The following is a 13,680-nucleotide window of genomic DNA, read 5'->3' on the forward strand; positions in this document are numbered from 1 at the left end:
ACAGTGATCACTTACTCGAGATACAGCGAGTTCTCTGTGGCGAGGGAGCTTGCTCCCGCTCGGCTGCGTAGCAGTCGTGAACCCGGCAAACGCGGTCTATCTGATTGACCGTGTCGGCAGTGTCTGGGGCTGCTTCGCAGCCCAGCGGGAGCAAGCTCCCTCGCCACAATTGAAGTAGGCAGCGGTTACTTGGGATACCCGGCGCGCTTCATCTCGCGTTCGGTGGTTTGCTGCGCCGCAGCCAGGGCCTGATCCACCGTGGTCTGGCCGATCAGCGCTGCCGAGAACAGTTTGCCGACCTGGGTGCCCACGCCCTGGAATTCAGGAATGGTCACCAGTTGAATGCCGATGTAAGGCACCGGTTTCAGCGTCGGTTTGCTCGGATCCGCGGCTTTCAGCGATTCCAGCGTGACCTTGGCGAACGGCGCCGCACTCATGTAAGCATCGTTGTAGGTCGAGGCGCGGGTGCCCGGTGGTACGTTGGCGATGCCGTCGGTTTTGGCTACCAGTTCGCCGTACTCTTTGGAGGTGGCCCAGGCGCTGAACGCCTTGGCGGCGTCCTTGGCCTTGGAACTGGTCGGAATCGCCAGTGCCCACGAATACAGCCACGCCGAACCTTTGTCGGTGACCTGATGCGGGGCGAAGGTAAAGCCGACGTGATCGGCAACCTTGCTCTGGGTCTTGTCGGTGACGAACGAGCCGGCGACGGACGCATCCACCCAGATCGCGCATTTGCCGCTGTTGAAAAGTGCGAGGTTTTCGTTGAAACCGTTACTGGAGGCGCCGGGCGGGCCGGATTTCTTCATGGTGTCGACGTAGAAATTCAGCGCGTTTTTCCACTCGGGGCCATTGAATTCCGGCTGCCATTTTTCATCGAACCAGCGCGCGCCATAGGCGTTGGCGACGGTGGTGATCAATGCCATGTTCTCGCCCCAGCCGGCCTTGCCGCGCAGGCAGATGCCGTACTGCTCTTTGTCCTTGTTGGTGAGTTTTTCAGCGAAACCGGCGATCTGTTCCCAGGTCGGGCGCTCGGGCATGGTCAGCCCGGCGTCCTTGAACAGGTCGGTGCGGTAATAGGTGATCGAGCTTTCGGCGTAGAACGGCAGGGCGTACAGCGAACCCTTGACCGACAAGCCTTCACGCACCGACGGGAACACGTCGTCGAGGGCATAACTGGCCGGCAGATCCTTCATCGGTTCGAGCCAGCCCTTGGCGCCCCAGAGTGCCGCTTCGTACATGCCGATGGTCAACACATCGAACTGGCCACCCTGAGTGGCGATGTCGGTAGTGAGACGCTGGCGCAGGACGTTTTCTTCCAGCACCACCCAATTGAGCTTGATTTCCGGATGCTCGGACTCGAAGGTTTTCGAGAGCTTTTGCATGCGGATCATGTCGCTGTTGTTGACGGTGGCGATGGTCAGGGTCTGGGCGCCAAGGCTGACGCTGCTGAGGGTCATGCAGGTGAGGGCTAGCAGAGCTTTTGCAGTGGGTTGCATCGTGCACTCCTTTTCTGCGCCGTTGGGGGGCAGAAGGACAGTTATTGTTTTTGTGTCTTCCGGTGCAGGAAGAATGTGTGTTGATTACAGCCCTCAATCGACAGACTGACAAATCATCCGTCGCACTTGAACCGATACTTTTTTGCACTGGCAAAAATCAAAAAGATCGCAGCCTGCGGCAGCTCCTACACCGATTTCTGTAGGAGCTGCCGCAGGCTGCGATCTTTTGATGTGGCGGTTAAGCGTGATTCTGTTCGGTCAGACGTTGCACCGCGAGGCGCCGATAGTGCGACGGTGTCATGCCCTTGAGTTGCTGGAAGCGTCGATTGAAATTGGAAATATTGTTGAACCCCGACTCGAAACACACTTCCGTCACCGGTTTGTCGCCATCGGCCAGCAGTTCGCAGGATTTGCTGATGCGCAGGCGATTGACGAACTCGATGAAGTTGCGCCCGGTGGCTTGTTTGAATACGCGACTGAAATAGGTCGGCTTCATGCCCAAATGCTCGGCAACTTCTTCCAGCGTCAGCTCGCGGGCGTAGTGGCTGAAGATGTAATCGACCGCGCGGTTGGTGCGGTCGATGTTGTGTTCGTCGGCCAGTTGCGTGTTGGTGGCGCCGGACAACAGTTGATAATCGTCAGTCGCCGCCAGCAGCTCCATCAAAATGAAAAAGTGCCCGAGACGAGTGATGCCGCGACTGTCGGCAATCAGCTGCATCAGTTTCAGCGCCTCGCGGATCGTGTCCTTGTCGCGAAATTCGATGCCGTACTGCGCGCGTTCCAGCAGCGGCGTCAACGTCTTGAGTTCGGCAAATACCTGATGGCCGCTTTCGAACAACTCGTCGGTGAAATTCACCAGCATGTCGCGCTTTTCCACCACTTCATCTTCGGCCACCTGGCTGATCCAGTTGTGTGGCAGATTGGGCCCGGTGAGGAACAGTGTCTGCGGGTAAAAGTTGCCAATGTAGTCGCCAATGAACACTTTGCCGGAACTGGCGACGATCAGATGCAGTTCGTATTCCTTGTGGAAATGCCAACGCACCAGCGGGCACGGAAAACCATGCTGACGGTAGATGATGGACAGCCCGTTATGGTCGTCCATCAGTTCGTAGGAGGGATCAGTGATTCTGGTGGCCCGGGTCATGTCCGATGCGTCTTGTTGTGGTGTTCAGATGCCCATCATGCACGCGCGCCAAGGACAGTTCCAGCGCCTCAGCCTCGGGTCTTTCTGAGACCTTTGGACTGGTTGACCTGCTGGCAATGGCCAATCAGTGGAGTGCCACCGATGAAGTCGGCATTGATGATGCTGCACTTCGGTGCCCATCCCGAGTCCGGGCCAAACCATTGATTGAGCTCGTCGGTGATCCGTTTGACTCCGGCCAGTTCGCCGTAGCTGGTGGCCGACAACGACCAGAGGTTGCCGGATGCCGGTGGGTTGGCCAGGGTTCGGGTGATGTGTTGCTTGAGCTGCTCGGGAGAAGTGATATCCGAACCGCTCCATTCATGACGGATTTTCGGCCAGTACAGGGGTGAACTGAAGTCCGGGTGCGAGTCGCTTGCCAATACCACGCGTTGCAGCGAACTGGTCCTTTTAAGTTGCTCAATTGTCAGGTGACTGTTGCTCCGGGGTATAAGCCGCGAAGCCAGTTCCGTGGTGATGACTTCATGAAAACCCTTGTAATCGAATGGCTGATCGTTGGTGCCCTTGAGTTCATGCAAGTCCAACACGATGAACTCGTTCGGATTCTCGTTGAGGAAAAAATTGAGACTTTTTACCAGCTCGCTCAAGGAGCGTCCCTGGAAAAGTTTCACGCCATGAAACGTATGGAATTTCTTGATGCCCACCCAGTGTTCATCCGCATGCAGGCGCAAGTCGAAGGCGCGCACGCCTTCATTAAGTTGCTGAATGAATGGACCGTCCTGACAGACAAACCAGTTCTGGGCCGGTTGGAGATAAGCCGGGTACGGGAAATCAAAATCCAGCCCGGAGTTATGAGCGCCGGGCCAGACCACTTCGCCAAGGGTCAGTCGGTCCATATCCGGCGTAGCCGCCATCCAGTTTTTGAAAGGGTAATTGTTCATGGTGCATTCCGTTGCAGATAAAGTTTAATTTTCCGACCGTTCAAGTTGTTTGGTCAGTTCGGAAGTTATTCTTTGGTGCAAACGGAAAAACTACAAGCCAGCACTCTTTGCAAAGTATTGGTAATGTGCTCTTGTACTTTGGTTGTCAACTTTTCTGATTTTTTGCTTCGATCCACTGCGCCATGTATTGGGTGCTTTTATGCAAGTGGTGACGCAACATGCTGCCAGTGAAGTTGGCGCGACGTAATGCTGACAAGTTGTCGCGACAATGTTGCAGGCGATTGATCAGCGCCGGGCCGTGATCATCCTGCCGATAGCGCGCATTCAACAACGCGACGCCGGCCTGCTGTGCGTCAACCCAGCGCAATCTGTCTTCGTGCAGTGCCACAGCGGCATCGGCCAAGGCCTGGGCCGACTGAGCCACCGCACCGGGCCAGGGCATTGCGCCGCCCATGCCTTCAGCGCCGATGGGCGTCGTGACATTGGGCGTGCCGCAGAGCATCGCATCGACGATCTTGCCCTTGATCCCCGCGCCGAAACGCAAAGGCGCCAGGCAAACTCTGGCTTGCGACATCACTTGCAGCGCATCTTCTGCCCAGTTCATCACATGAAACCCCTGCGCCGCGTTGTGCAGGGCTGTGGCCTTGGGCGGCGTATAGGCACCGTAGACATGCAGTTGAGCGCCGGGCAATTGCTGGCGGATCAGCGGCCAGACGGCGGTCTTCATCCACAGGACGGCGTCCCAGTTGGGCGCATGACGGAAGTTGCCAATACTGAGAAAGTGCGCGCGCTGTTCAAAGGGTACGAACGAATCGCGCGGTGGTTCGAGCATCAGCGGGCACCAGTGCAGCAGATCCACAGGGACTTGAAACTGTTCGACCAGCAACCGGATTTCCACTTCGGAAATCATCAGATTCAGATCGCAGCGATACAACGCGGCGATTTCTCGTTTGGCCAGGTCAGTATCGGCCATCAACGCGAACTCTTCGCGCAGCGCCGGTGCGAACAGGGCACTGAAATCCTGATTGTCCGGGTCGTCTTTCAGGCGCTCCTTGAGCCGTTGGTGGCGGGCGTGGCGCAGGCTCTGCAGGTCGGAAGTCTCCAGTACGCGCAAGGCATTCGGGCATTGCTTTTCGACGCGCCAGCCGAACTGCTCCTCCATCATGAACTGGTCGAACAGCACGATATCCGGGGCCAGTTCACTGATGAAACTATCGAAGCTGCTGCGGTTGAGTTCGATCGGCACCTCGCGGATGCCCAGAGCCGTCAGATCGGCCTTGTGCTCGCCCGGGCCGGCCGGGCTGCTGAAAGTGATGTCCCAGCCTTGCTGCAGGAACGTATCGAGGATCTGCATCACATGCCCGCTGGCTGCCGAAGAGCGCGGTTCGGGCCAGACGTAACCGATGACCAGAACTTTGGTGGCGGGTGATGCAGTCATTGACGGGTGTTCCTTGCAGGCAGGCGGCTGAAAATGGCGCGCAATTAGAGCACATCTGCAGCCGCTGCCGGATCAAGGTGAATCACTGGCCCAGAATGCCCTTGACCTTGTCACGCAACTGATCGATCGAGAAGGGTTTGCCGATCACGTGCATGCCGGCGGGTACCTCGATGTTTTCGGCGTAACCGCTGGCGAACAGGACGGGCAGGGTGGCGCGCAGTTCACGTGCCTTGCCGGCCAGTTCACTGCCTGTCATGCCCGGCAGGCCGTAGTCGGTCATCATCAAGTCGATATTGTTGCTCTGATTCCCGAGAATCTCCAGCGCAGATTCGCCGTCGTCCGCCTCCAGCACGCTGAACTCCAACTCCTCCAGCACATCGACGATGAGCATGCGCACGATGTTGTCGTCTTCTACTACAAGGATGGTGGACGCTGGGGTGGACATATTGGTGCTCTCAAGAAAGGAAAACGGAACGGCGACCGGTCGAAAATGCCGGGCTCTTGCATGAGTAAGTGGCGCATGGCCACAAGTTCCCGAGCGGGTACAAAAAGATTAGCCGCAAATCGGGGCGGCAAGGATAACCGTTGCCTGATCGGGAAGTGCAGCAAATGTAGGAAATTGCCATCATGGCAGTGAGAAAAATGGATCCATAGTACCGTTTTGGGGCAAACTCCCGGGTTTCGACAGTTCGACAAGGCTGCCCCATGTCCACTCGGTCTACAGTTGACGAAGCACGGTTCCGTAAACTCCTGACGCGCAACATCAGTCTGCCCTTGGGCGTTGGCGCGATCAGTGCGGTGTTTTTCATTTCGCTGATCACCTATTTGCTCTCGGTGATTCAGTGGGTGGAACACACCGACCGGGTGATCAACAACGCCAACGAAGCGGTGAAACTCACCGTGGACCTGGAAACCGGCATGCGCGGCTTCCTGCTCAGCGGCGACGAGCACTTCCTCGACCCGTACGAGACTGCCAAGCCGCGGATCAACGTGGCGCTCAACACCTTGCTCGAACTGACCGCCGACAACCCGGTGCAGACCGATCGTCTGCGTCGTTTGCAGGCATTGCAGACCGAGTGGAGCAATTACGCGCAATCGATGATCGACCTGCAGCGCTCCAGCGGCGATTATCGAGCGGCGGTCAAGGCCGGGCGCGGCAAGCGCCTGACCGATGAGATCCGCAAACAGTTCGAAGACGTGATCGACATGGAGCAGCAGTTGCGCACCACGCGCAACGAAGATGTGCGCCGCACGACGATCTGGAGCATCACTCTGTACCTGCTGTTTATAGCCGGGATCAGCGGTTTGCTGGCCTATGTCGGTCGCCGCGATCTGGTCAGCCTGTCGGACAGCTACAGCGCCAACCTCGCCGCGCAGCAGGCCAGTGCCGAGCGTCTGGAGCGCCAGGCGTGGATGCGCAGCGGCCAGACCGAGCTGGCAGAGCAGGTGCTGGGGCAACTGACATTGAACCTGCTGGGGCGCAATATTCTGCAGTTCTGCGCGCAATACCTCGGCACTGCGGTGGCGGCGCTGTACGTGCGCGAAGAGCACGGCGGCCTGAAACGCGTGGCGTCCTATGGGTTCTCCCGTGAACAGGAAGAAAAAGATCAGCAGATCTACAGCGGCGAAGGCATCGTCGGCCAGGTTGCCCAGCAGGGACAACTGATTCGTCTGGATTCGGTACCCGCCGACTATTTCAAAGTCAGCTCCGGCCTGGGCGCGGGCCTGCCGCACAGTGTGCTGGTGGTGCCGACCAGTGATGATGACCGGGTCAACGGCGTGATCGAACTGGGCTTCCTGCGCCCGCTGACTCAGCGCGATGTCGAATTGCTGGAACTGATTGCCGGCAACATCGGCACCTCGATCGAAGCGGCACGTTATCGCCAGCGCCTGCAGGAAGTGCTGGCCGAAACCCAACAGCTCAACGAAGAGTTGCAGGTGCAGCAGGAAGAGCTGAAAACCGCCAACGAAGAGCTGGAAGAACAGTCGCGGATTCTCAAGGAATCCCAGGCGCATCTGGAAACCCAGCAAGTCGAGCTGGAGCAGACCAACGAGCAGTTGGCCGAGCAGGCGCAGACTCTGGCCGAGCAGCGCGACGCCATGGACCAGAAGAACACCGAACTCAATCAGGCACAGGTGCAACTTGAGGAGCGCGCCGAAGAGCTGCAGCGTTCGAGCAAGTACAAGTCCGAATTCCTCGCCAACATGTCCCACGAATTGCGCACACCTCTGAACAGTTCGCTGATCCTCGCCAAGTTGCTGGCCGAGAACCCGCAGGACAATCTGACGGCCGAGCAGGTCAAGTTCGCCGAGTCGATCTATTCGGCGGGCAACGATCTGCTGAATCTGATCAACGACATTCTCGACATTTCCAAGGTCGAGGCCGGCAAGCTCGAGGTGATCCCGGAAAATACCAGTGTCGCGCGGCTGGCCGACGGCCTGCGCAGCGTGTTCGAGCCGCTGGCGGCGGACAAGCAACTGACGTTCAGCGTCGAGTTGCAGCCGGATGCGCCGATCATGCTGTACACCGACCGCCAGCGTCTGGAGCAGGTGGTCAAGAACCTGCTGTCCAACGCCGTGAAGTTCACCGAACACGGCGCGGTCAGCCTGACCATCGCCGGCCAGCCGAACGAACGCATTGCGTTCATCGTGCGTGATTCGGGGATCGGTATCGCGGCGGATCAGCAGGAAAGCATCTTCGAAGCGTTCCGTCAGGCTGACGGCACCACCAACCGCAAGTACGGTGGCACCGGTCTGGGGTTGTCGATCTCGCGGGATCTGGCAGCCCTGCTTGGCGGCTCGATCAGCGTCAGCAGCGCGCCGGGGCAGGGCAGTGTGTTTACCCTGGTGTTGCCGCAGCAATACAGCGAGCCGGGTGACAGCCCTGCGATCCCGCTGACCTTCACTGCGCCGGTATCGGCTCCGGCGCCGGTGGTGCAGCCGCCATCGATCGCGGTGTCGCCACTGGCGCCGGTGCACATCCCGCGGTTTGCCGATGACCGTGGCAAGGCGCCGTTCGCCACGCGCTGCATTCTGGTGGTGGAAGACGAGCCGAACTTCGCCCACATCCTTTACGACCTGGCCCACGAACTGGGCTATCAGTGCCTGGTGGCCCACGGTGCCGACGAAGGTTACGACCTGGCCCGCGAGTTCGTACCGGACGCGATCCTGCTCGATATGCGTCTGCCGGATCACTCCGGTCTGACCGTGCTGCAACGCCTGAAAGAACACGCCGAAACCCGGCACATCCCGGTGCATGTGATCTCGGTCGAAGACCGTGTCGAAGCGGCGATGCACATGGGCGCGATCGGTTATGCGGTCAAGCCGACCACCCGCGAAGAACTCAAGGACGTGTTCGCCCGTCTCGAAGCCAAGCTGACCCAAAAGGTCAAGCGCGTGCTGCTGGTCGAAGATGACGATCTGCAACGCGAAAGCATTGCCCGCCTGATCGGTGACGAGGACATCGAAATCACCGCCGTCGGTCTGGCGCAAGACGCGCTGGAGAAACTGCGCACGACGATTTACGACTGCATGGTGATCGACCTGAAATTGCCGGACATGCTCGGCAACGATCTGCTCAAGCGCATGTCGACCGAGGACATCTGCTCGTTCCCGCCGGTGATCGTCTATACCGGACGCAACCTGACCCGCGATGAAGAGGCCGAGCTGCGCAAGTATTCACGCTCGATCATTATCAAGGGCGCGCGCTCGCCGGAACGTCTGCTGGATGAGGTGACACTCTTTCTGCACAAAGTCGAATCGCAGTTGTCCCATGAACGGCAGAAGATGCTCAAGACTGCGCGTAGTCGCGACAAGGTCTTCGAAGGCCGCAAGGTGCTGCTGGTGGACGACGATGTGCGCAACATCTTCGCCCTGACCAGTGCGCTGGAGCACAAGGGCGCAGTCGTGGTGATCGGCCGTAATGGTCGCGAAGCGATTGATAAGTTGAATGAAGTCGAGGACATTGATCTGGTGCTGATGGACGTGATGATGCCGGAGATGGATGGTTTTGAAGCCACCATCGAAATCCGCAAGGATCCGCGCTGGCGCAAACTGCCGATCATCGCCGTGACGGCCAAGGCCATGAAGGACGATCAGGAGCGCTGCCTGCAGGCGGGCGCCAACGATTATCTGGCCAAGCCGATCGATCTGGATCGCTTGTTCTCGTTGATTCGCGTGTGGTTACCGAAGATGGAACGCATTTAGTGGATAGCAGTCACTCCGCGGAGCGCAACAGCGAAATCGAATTACGCCTGTTGATTGAGGCCATCTACCTCAAGTACAGCTACGATTTTCGCGATTACTCAGGCGCTTCGATCAAGCGTCGGGTGCAGCACGCCTTGAGCCAGTTCGAATGCGCGACCATTTCGGCGTTGCAGGAGAAAGTGCTGCACGATCCCACCGCGTTCATGCAGTTGTTGCAGTTGCTGACGATCCCGGTCAGCGAGATGTTCCGCGATCCGTCGCACTTCCTGGCAATCCGCAAGGAAGTGGTGCCGCTGCTGCGCACCTATCCGTCGCTGAAGATCTGGATCGCCGGGTGCAGCACGGGGGAGGAGGTGTATTCGATGGCGATTCTGCTGCGCGAAGAAGGCCTGCTCGACCGCACCATCATCTATGCCACCGACATCAACCCGCGCTCGCTGGACAAGGCCAAGCAGGGGATTTTCTCGATGGAAAATGTGCGCGCCTACACCGCCAATTACCAGCAGGCCGGCGGCCAGCGCTCCTTTGCCGATTACTACACCGCGGCCTATGGCTACGCGATTTTCGACAAGAGCCTGTGTGAGAACGTGACCTTCGCCGACCACAGCCTGGCGACGGACAGCGTGTTCTCCGAAACGCAGTTGATTTCCTGCCGCAACGTACTGATTTACTTCAACAAGAAACTTCAGGACCGTGCCTTCGGTCTGTTTCACGAATCGCTGTGCCACCGTGGCTTTCTGGTGCTGGGCAGCAAGGAAACGCTGGATTTTTCCGGTTATTCGAATCAGTTCGAACCGTTGGTCAAACAAGAACGGATCTACCGCAAATTATGAACGATGCCGTGGATTTGCCTCGCGTCGAGGCCATCGTGGTCGGTGCTTCGGCCGGTGGGGTCGAGGCCCTGCTGACCCTGCTCGCACCGCTGCGCCAGGGTTACGTGTTGCCGATTATTGTTGTGCTGCACCTGCCGGAGGAGCGGCGCAGCCAGTTGGCCGAAGTGTTCTCCCGGCGGCTGATGCTGCCGGTGGCAGAGGCGACCGACAAGCAAGACATCATGCCCGGCACGGTTTACTTCGCTACCCCCGGTTATCACCTGTCGGTGGAACAGGATCGCAGCCTGTCGCTGAGCCTTGAAGACCGCGTGCACCATTCCCGTCCGGCCATTGATTACTTGTTTGAATCTGCCGCGGATGTTTACGGCGAAACCCTGGCTGCCGTGTTGCTGACCGGCGCCAATCACGATGGTGCTCGCGGCCTGGCGCAAGTCAAGCGACGCGGCGGACTGACCATTGTTCAAGACCCGCAGGACGCACAGGTCGCCACCATGCCTCAGGCTGCGCTGAAAATTCAGCAGCCCGACCATGTCCTACCCATTCACGGCATCGGCCGTCTGCTTGTCGAGCTGGAACGAATCGCATGCTGAGTAATATCCAGGCCAAATTGCTGATCGTCGACGATCTGCCGGAGAACCTGCTGGCCCTCGAAGCGCTGATCAAGCGCGAGGACCGCACGGTGTACAAGGCGCTGTCGGCGGACGAAGCACTTTCGCTGCTGCTGCAACACGAGTTCGCCATGGCCATCCTCGACGTGCAGATGCCGGGGATGAACGGCTTCGAACTCGCCGAGTTGATGCGCGGCACCGAAAAAACCAAAAACATTCCGATCATCTTTGTCAGCGCCGCCGGTCGTGAACTGAACTATGCGTTCAAGGGTTACGAAAGCGGTGCGGTGGACTTTCTGCACAAGCCGCTGGATATCCACGCGGTGAAGAGCAAGGTCAATGTGTTCGTCGACCTGTACCGCCAGAGCAAGGCCATGAAGCAACAGGTCGAAGCTCTGGAGCAGGCGCGTCGCGAGCAGGAAGCGCTGCTGCAGCAACTGCAAAGTACGCAGCTGGAGCTGGAGCAGGCGGTGCGTATGCGCGATGACTTCATGTCAATCGTCGCCCACGAAGTGCGCACACCGCTCAATGGCCTGATACTCGAAACCCAGTTGCGCAAGATGCACCTGGCGCGGGATAACGCCGCGGCGTTCACGCTCGACAAGATGCACGCGATGGTTGATCGCGACGAACGCCAGATCAAAAGCCTGATCCGGCTGATCGAAGACATGCTCGACGTTTCGCGGATTCGTACCGGCAAGCTGTCGATCCGGCCGAATCGTTTCGACCTGACGCAACTGGTGAGTAACCTGCTGCAGAATTTCGCGCAGCAGATCGAGGCCGCCGAGACCGAAGTGTCGTTCACCGCGCCGGAGCCGGTGGAAGGTTACTGGGACGAATTTCGCATCGAGCAGGTGGTGTCCAACCTGCTGACCAATGCCTTGCGCTACGGCGGTCGCAGCCCGATTCAGGTGCGCGTGTACCGTGAGGGCGACGAGGCGCGGGTCGAGGTTCAGGACCGGGGCATCGGCATCAGCGAAGAGAACCAGAAGCGTATTTTCCAACAGTTCGAACGGGTTTCCGCCAAGACGGTAGTGGCTGGTCTCGGGCTGGGTCTGTTCATTTCCGAGCAGATCGTCGCCGCCCATGGCGGTTCCATCGTCGTCGAGAGTCAAATCAACGAAGGCGCCCTGTTTCGCGTTTGTCTGCCAATCCAGGAAAACGGCATATCCGACGCAACCTCTGAGTGACCGCACGGTCGTATCAGCAGCTATTGACCGAACAAAGGCTTCCCATGAGCGTAGATGCACAAGATGTAGTACTCGTCGTCGAGGACGAACCGGTTATCTTGATGGTGCTGACAGATTACCTGTCGGGGCAGGGGTACCGCGTGTTGCAGGCCGAAAACGGCGAGCAGGCGTTCGAGATTCTCGCGAGCAAGCCGCATCTGGACATGCTGATCACTGATTTTCGTCTGCCGGGCGGGATCTCCGGCGTACAGATCGCGGAGCCGGCAGTAAAACTGCGCCCGGATCTGAAGGTGATCTTCATCAGCGGCTATCCGCAGGAAATCCGCGAGACCGGCAGCCCGATCACGCGCAAGGCGCCGATCCTGGAAAAACCGTTCGACCTGGACGTGCTGCAGGAAAAGATTCAGGAATTGCTGGCCTGATCAAGAAACACTGAAATGCCCGTGTAGGAGCTGCCGAAGGCTGCGATCTTTTGATCTTAAAAAACAAGATCAAAAGATCGCAGCCTGCGGCAGCTCCTACAATTGTTTTGGGGACAGATCTAATAAAGCTGATCCGCTTGATTGAAACTGAACGTGGCATCCGCCGACGGCGTGGATGGCAAAACGATCTTGATGATCGGCACTACCTTGCCGCCCGTCGAATTGAAAAAATCCTTCTGGTCAAACTGCGCCCCGGCCAATCCTCCCTCCAGATAAAAGAACGCCTGAATTGGCAGCTCTGTCGGAATGTTTTGCGGCCAGGTCGCCAGAATCAACTCGATATAGTCATGTTGACCGGCGAAAAAACCGCCCAGTTGATGAGCACGAATGGTCTGGTAAAAAGAGTCCGCGCCCAGGTGATTCATGGAGTCACGCACATTGAAACTGCAAATATTCCAGCTATTCGCCCGACGATTGGCTAGCCAGCCTTCGGCTGTGCTTATGCCAATGGTCTGGCAGCGTCGACTGCGATCGGGTGAGTAGGGGTGTGCGCCACAACCGGGCGCAATTCTCAATTGCGTGGCGCCATCGAGTGGATAGGAGCAAAGCACTTCAATTTGCCGTGTGCCGGTGGGGCGCGATAGCACGGGGAAAAAAATGAAGCCGTTCTTCTGACCAAAAACGAGTCCCGTGAACTTGGCGTCTTTGCTCAGGAATGAAAAGGACACGCCGCCACTGGTTTGAGAATGAGGGCTGGGGTTCCAGGCCTTGTAAGCCGTGGAAGGAACGGTTGAGCGCAGCATGATCCCGCGACAGAGAAACGCCGGCATCGAAGCTGAACCGCAGTTGACCCGCACATCGTTGTAGTGCGCCGTCAGGTCCGCCGCGACCTGCGGGCCAGTTTGTGCCGTACTGGATGCTGTGCCGGATGTCGAACTGGCGACGCCGACGTCACTGGCGGTTTTTACCTGCGCCTGTTCGGGAGGCAAACACCCCGCCAACGACACCACCAACATCAGTATCAGTGCAAGATTTCTGTTCATCATCCCTCTCTTCGCTTCGCCATACGTCAGGTAGGCACGGCTTCCCAGCGACAGGAACGGAGCGCCTTTCGCAGCGATTCAAGCAAGGGATGACGGCAGCTGTATAGCTGTCAGAGTTGACAGGTTTCAGCCATTAAACAGCGATATATGCTGAGCAGTTGGGCGCAAGTGAACTTCAGGTGGTCTGCTGTGTTCAGACCTCAGCTTCGAATATCTGGATTATCTGTCGGGGGCAGGGCAGTCGCGTGTTGCATGCCGAAACCCGTGAGACCCGCAGCCGATAGCGCAAAAGGCACCGATGCTGGAGAAAACGTTCGACCTGGACGTGCTGCAGGAAAAGATTCAGGAATTGCCGGCCTGAT

11 protein-coding genes are annotated in these 13,680 nt (G+C 58.3%); 5 read left to right on the forward strand and 6 right to left on the reverse strand.

The genetic code is table 11. From position 1 onward, the window contains the following. Nucleotides 1-185 precede the first annotated feature (185 nt). From ABV589_RS00495 to ABV589_RS00515, 5 genes are all read right to left on the reverse strand, one after another. Nucleotides 186-1,496: a sugar ABC transporter substrate-binding protein gene (locus ABV589_RS00495; RefSeq protein ID WP_367084441.1), complete on the reverse strand. Its 1,311-nt coding sequence runs from the start codon at nt 1,494-1,496 to the stop codon at nt 186-188. A 238-nt stretch (nt 1,497-1,734) separates the two neighbouring features. Continuing rightward, nucleotides 1,735-2,640: an AraC family transcriptional regulator gene (locus tag ABV589_RS00500; protein WP_007963566.1), complete on the reverse strand. Its 906-nt coding sequence runs from the start codon at nt 2,638-2,640 to the stop codon at nt 1,735-1,737. Between the two features lie 68 nt (nt 2,641-2,708). Next, nucleotides 2,709-3,578 (reverse strand): phospholipase, encoded by an 870-nt coding sequence (locus ABV589_RS00505; protein WP_367084442.1) that lies wholly within the window; start codon nt 3,576-3,578, stop codon nt 2,709-2,711. Between the two features lie 145 nt (nt 3,579-3,723). Beyond that, nucleotides 3,724-5,016: a glycosyltransferase gene (locus tag ABV589_RS00510; RefSeq protein WP_367084443.1), complete on the reverse strand. Its 1,293-nt coding sequence runs from the start codon at nt 5,014-5,016 to the stop codon at nt 3,724-3,726. A gap of 82 nt (nt 5,017-5,098) precedes the next feature. Further along, nucleotides 5,099-5,461, reverse strand: coding sequence for a response regulator (locus ABV589_RS00515; protein ID WP_367084444.1), 363 nt, complete (start codon nt 5,459-5,461; stop codon nt 5,099-5,101). 260 nt (nt 5,462-5,721) lie between these two features. On the opposite strand from ABV589_RS00515, the gene ABV589_RS00520 reads away from it, so the two are divergent. Genes ABV589_RS00520 through ABV589_RS00540 form a run of 5 tightly spaced genes read left to right on the forward strand, consistent with a single transcriptional unit; the run spans nt 5,722 to nt 12,275 of the window. Further along, entirely contained in the window at nt 5,722-9,222 is a 3,501-nt protein-coding gene (locus ABV589_RS00520) for a response regulator (protein WP_367084445.1), read from the forward strand. Continuing rightward, nucleotides 9,222-10,055 (forward strand): protein-glutamate O-methyltransferase CheR, encoded by an 834-nt coding sequence (locus tag ABV589_RS00525; RefSeq protein ID WP_027612745.1) that lies wholly within the window; start codon nt 9,222-9,224, stop codon nt 10,053-10,055. Before ABV589_RS00520 ends, ABV589_RS00525 begins: the two co-directional genes overlap by 1 nt. Continuing rightward, entirely contained in the window at nt 10,052-10,645 is a 594-nt protein-coding gene (locus tag ABV589_RS00530) for a chemotaxis protein CheB (RefSeq protein ID WP_367084446.1), read from the forward strand. Before ABV589_RS00525 ends, ABV589_RS00530 begins: the two co-directional genes overlap by 4 nt. Further along, on the forward strand, nt 10,639-11,853 hold the full coding sequence (locus ABV589_RS00535; RefSeq protein WP_367084447.1) for a hybrid sensor histidine kinase/response regulator: 1,215 nt from the start codon (nt 10,639-10,641) through the stop codon (nt 11,851-11,853). The genes ABV589_RS00530 and ABV589_RS00535 overlap by 7 nt, the downstream gene beginning before the upstream one ends. 44 nt (nt 11,854-11,897) lie before the next feature. After that, nucleotides 11,898-12,275, forward strand: coding sequence for a response regulator (locus ABV589_RS00540; RefSeq protein WP_003225116.1), 378 nt, complete (start codon nt 11,898-11,900; stop codon nt 12,273-12,275). A gap of 119 nt (nt 12,276-12,394) precedes the next feature. On the opposite strand, the gene ABV589_RS00545 is transcribed toward ABV589_RS00540, so the two are convergent. After that, nucleotides 12,395-13,321 carry a halovibrin HvnA gene (locus ABV589_RS00545; RefSeq protein WP_367084448.1) on the reverse strand — a complete coding sequence of 309 codons (927 nt, stop codon included), beginning with the start codon at nt 13,319-13,321 and terminating at the stop codon, nt 12,395-12,397. Nucleotides 13,322-13,680 lie beyond the last annotated feature (359 nt).

This window comes from Pseudomonas sp. HOU2 (assembly GCF_040729435.1).
GTDB lineage: Bacteria > Pseudomonadota > Gammaproteobacteria > Pseudomonadales > Pseudomonadaceae > Aquipseudomonas.